The organism is Exiguobacterium sp. A1_3_1 (assembly GCF_048985645.1).
In the GTDB taxonomy this organism is placed as follows: domain Bacteria; phylum Bacillota; class Bacilli; order Exiguobacteriales; family Exiguobacteriaceae; genus Exiguobacterium_A; species Exiguobacterium_A indicum.
In genome coordinates this window covers 1-4279 of sequence record NZ_WBYY01000223.1, presented here as the reverse complement: position 1 = coordinate 4279, position 4279 = coordinate 1, and the positions used below count along the sequence as shown (strand labels likewise).

General features: G+C 47.7%; 5 protein-coding genes. All 5 read right to left on the bottom strand.

The features are described 5' to 3' along the window. Positions 1–294: 294 nt before the first annotated feature. Positions 295–1776, bottom strand: coding sequence for a lysine--tRNA ligase (gene lysS, locus F8N00_RS16555; protein ID WP_087682563.1), 1482 nt, complete (start codon positions 1774–1776; stop codon positions 295–297). Between the two features lie 161 nt (positions 1777–1937). Next, a complete protein-coding gene (gene dusB / locus F8N00_RS16550) occupies positions 1938–2930 on the bottom strand; it encodes a tRNA dihydrouridine synthase DusB (protein WP_023466575.1) in 993 nt (330 codons plus the stop codon). After that, on the bottom strand, positions 2930–3445 hold the full coding sequence (gene folK, locus F8N00_RS16545) for a 2-amino-4-hydroxy-6-hydroxymethyldihydropteridine diphosphokinase (RefSeq protein ID WP_075643140.1): 516 nt from the start codon (positions 3443–3445) through the stop codon (positions 2930–2932). The genes dusB and folK overlap by 1 nt, the downstream gene beginning before the upstream one ends. Further along, positions 3442–3813 carry a dihydroneopterin aldolase gene (folB, locus tag F8N00_RS16540; RefSeq protein ID WP_075643141.1) on the bottom strand — a complete coding sequence of 124 codons (372 nt, stop codon included), beginning with the start codon at positions 3811–3813 and terminating at the stop codon, positions 3442–3444. Before folB ends, folK begins: the two co-directional genes overlap by 4 nt. Positions 3814–3815: 2 nt before the next feature. Then, positions 3816–4279, bottom strand: a 464-nt coding sequence (locus F8N00_RS16535; protein WP_421018604.1) for a dihydropteroate synthase, incomplete at its 5' end; no start/stop codon positions are given.

Below are 4279 nucleotides of genomic sequence, written 5' to 3'. Positions count from 1 at the left end.
TTGCCTCATCGTTCAGTTTTCAAAGTTCGTCGTGTCGTTTTCAGCGACTTTAATATCTTAACAAGTTATCAACCCGATTGTCAACAACTTTTTTGATATTTATTTTTGTGTGTCACGACCATTCGCGGCACAAGAAGTAATATACCATGGCTTTTCGAATCGTACAAGCATTTTATTAGAAAAACATTTAAAAACTTTTATTTACCCGTTTTTTGACTCGTTTATCCCTACATTGACTTCAAAAAGAACGCTCCGTTCCTTCTATAAGCTATAGAAGAAACGGAGCTCTACTCATTAATTTTGTTGGTGACGCATCGTTGGGAAGAGTAATACATCACGAATCGATGGCGCATTCGTCAACAACATGACGAGACGATCGATCCCGATGCCAAGACCACCCGTTGGCGGCATACCGTACTCGAGTGCTTCAATGAAGTCTGTATCCATTTCATGTGCTTCGTCGTTTCCTGCTTCTTTTTCGACGAGTTGTGCTTCGAAACGTTCACGTTGATCGATTGGATCGTTCAATTCCGTGAAGGCATTCGCATGTTCACGACGGACGATGAATAATTCAAAGCGATCCGTAAAGCGTGGATCCTCTGGATTTTTCTTCGCAAGTGGCGATACTTCAACAGGATGACCATAGACGAATGTTGGTTGAACGAGTGTCTCTTCTACTTTTTGTTCGAAGAACTCATTCAAGATATGTCCCGTCGTCATGTGCGACTGGACTTCAACACCGTGTTCATGCGCTAGTTCGAGAGCACGTTCGTTTGAAATCTGTTCAAAGAAGTCGACACCTGTCGCTTCTTTAACAAGATCGACCATGTGTGCTCGTTTCCAACCGACAGATAGGTCGATGACGTCTTCTCCGTAAGTGACTTGTGTCGTACCGAGTACTTCTTGTGCGACGTGAGCGATCAGGTTCTCTGTTAAGTTCATGATGTCTTTATAATCCGCATACGCTTCATAGAGTTCGATCATCGTAAACTCTGGGTTATGGCGTGTTGAGATTCCTTCATTACGGAACACACGACCGATTTCGTAGACTTTCTCAAGTCCACCGACGATCAAACGTTTCAAATGGAGCTCGATCGCAATCCGCATGTAAAGCGTCATGTCGAGTGCATTATGATGCGTGATGAACGGACGAGCCGATGCTCCACCCGCAATCGTATGCAACATTGGTGTTTCGACTTCCAAGTATCCGAGGTTATCGAGATATTGACGAATTCCACGAATGACTTTACTCCGCGCGATGAATGTCTCACGTGATTCTTGGTTCGTAATGAGGTCGAGGTAACGCTGACGATAGCGTTGCTCGATATCTTTTAATCCGTGATATTTATCCGGAAGCGGACGTAATGCTTTTGTTAATAACGTAAATGCTGTGACGTGAACAGAGAGTTCACCAACATTCGTTTTGAACACGTATCCTTGGATCCCAACGATGTCACCTAAGTCACATGTCTTATAGATCTCATACGCCTCTTCACCGACATCATCTTTACGGACATACAACTGAATTTGACCTTGTACATCCTGAACGTTCGTAAAGCCAACCTTCCCTTTACGACGTGTCGTCATGACACGACCCGCGATGGCAACTTCCGGTTTCAGTTCAGCCAACTCTTCTTTTGTATGTTCACCAAACGATGCACGAATGCTCGCGGTATCCGTCGAACGTTCAAAACGTGCGCCGAATGGATCGAGACCTTGTTCACGCATGGCGTTCATCTTACCGAGACGCACCTGCATTTGATCGTTCATTTCCATATCCTGACTCACTCTCTTCACTCCTTTTAATAATGGTTCACGACGATTCTCTCGAATAAAAAGCTGCCGGAATGACCGACAGCCCTTTAGAAAACCGATACGCTCATCTTCAATGCAACTAGCGTACCACAAAACGACGCTGTCCGACTATACTTTACCTGTTAGGCATATGCTACGTCTTCTTCGAGTGTCTGCAAGTACTGCTGTAACAGTTCGACGAGTCCTGCGTGTGTGTCGATATTGAATAACGCATTGCGAACGCGACCGTTCCCCTTCATTCCTTTCAAATACCAGGCGACATGTGTCCGCATTTCGCGTACGGCGAGTTCTTCTCCCTTTAGCGCGACTAGTCGTGTGGCATGCAAGAGACAAATATCAATCTTCTCACGCGCCGTCGGTTCTGCTGGAAGCGTTCCTGATTCGAGGTACTGGATCGTCTGATACAACATCCACGGGTTCCCGAGAGCGGCCCGTCCGATCATGACACCGTCGACGCCGATCTCATCAATCATCCGTTTTGCATCTTGCGGCGTCTGAACATCTCCATTTCCGATGATTGGGATGTTGACCGCTTTTTTCGCTTCGCCAATGATGTTCCAGTCTGCGACCCCTTCATACTTTTGCGAACGTGTCCGCCCGTGGATGGCTACAGCTTTCGCCCCACCCGCTTCTGCTGCTTTGACATTATCGACACAATAGATGTGATGGCTGTCCCAGCCGGTCCGCATCTTAACAGTAACGGGTTTATCGATCGCTTGCGTCACCGCATGAACCATCTCATATACCTTATCTGGATCAAGCAACCATTTCGCTCCAGCATCGCTTTTCGTGACTTTCGGGACGGGACAGCCCATGTTGATGTCAATGATGTCGGCATTCGTGTTCGCTTCGACATATCGTGCCGCTTGAACGAGTGTCTCTTTTGAACCGCCATAGATTTGAAGACTGAGCGGTTTTTCCCGCTCATCCACGTACAGCATCTGAAGCGTCCGTTCGTTTTCGTACAAGATCCCTTTATCGCTGACCATCTCCGCACAGACGAGTCCTGCACCAAACTCCTTTGCGATTAACCGAAACGCCGGATTACAGACGCCTGCCATCGGTGCCAAGATGACTTGATTCTTCAGTTTGACATCACCAATGTTAAATTCCATTATTGTTCCTCCGCTTCTAAAAGCCCACCTAACCGTCGTACACCGTTTCGTTCTGTCTCTGGTAACTGCTGATACAACTGCTCGACACTTTGCTCAAGACCGGGTATGACGCATGTTGCTGCGAGTTCACGTAATGGTGCGAGGACGAATGCCCGCTCTTGCATCCGCGGATGCGGAACGGTTAATCCTTCGAGGTCAATGCGTTCTTCCTCATATAGCAAAATATCTAAGTCAAGCGTTCGTGGTCCATTTTTGAACAAACGCTCGCGTCCTTCTAGCTGTTCAATTTCCTGCAGTCGCCCAAGTAAGACAGATGCCTCATCCGTCGTTTGAATCGCGACGACCATATTATAGAATAAATCCTGCTCGAGATACCCGACAGGTACCGTCTCATAAATGGAAGAGGTCTTTACGTCATGAACGGACGATAAGGCTCTCAGGCGAGCAATCGCTGCTCTTAAGTGAGCCGCTTTATCGCCGATGTTCGAGCCGAGTGCAATGTAAGCTTCCTTCATGCATAGTCCTCCCGAAGGCGATTGATCTCGACCGCCACATGTTCATAATGACCGGCAATCGGCGGATCCGGTTTGATGACCTTGATCGACGCTTCTTGAATTTGTTCGTCTAACGCAAATACTGCTTTTGCAATACGGTCCGCCAAGGCTTCGACGAGTTGGAGCGGTTCTCCTTCGACGACACGTTTCGTCGCTTCATACAATTCGGCGTAATTGACACTTTTCGTCAAATCATCCGTCCGACCGGCTTCTGCCAATGCAAGTCCGATCGATAAGTCGACATTGAAGCGTTGACCGAGTTTCGTCTCTTCTGCGAATACACCGTGGTACCCATAAAAACGCATTCCTGTTACATGAATTCGATCCACCGTTATTCCCCCTTCGTCGCAGCCAACATGATGTCCATCATCTGCGCTGCCCGTTTGACTTCTTTGACGTCATGCACACGCATCCAGTCACATCCTTGTTGAATTCCGTAACACACCGTCGCAATCGTTCCTTCGAGTCGTTCTTCTGTCGGTAATCCGAGCGCAAGTCCGATCATCGATTTACGGGACGTTCCGAGTAAAACCGGATACCCGAAGTCCGTTACGATCGATAGATGACGCATCAGGTACAAGTTCTCTTCATGCGTCTTCATGAATCCAATCCCAGGGTCGAGCCAAATATGCTCTTCCGCTACGCCTGCCTGTTTTGCTAACCGAATCGATTCCTCAAGGTCAGCCCGGACTTCTGCCAGCATATCTGTCCCATGCGCCGTCTCCCGGTTATGCATCAAAATGATGGGTACTTTATACCTGTCTCTTATACACATCTCCGAGCCCACGAGACTAA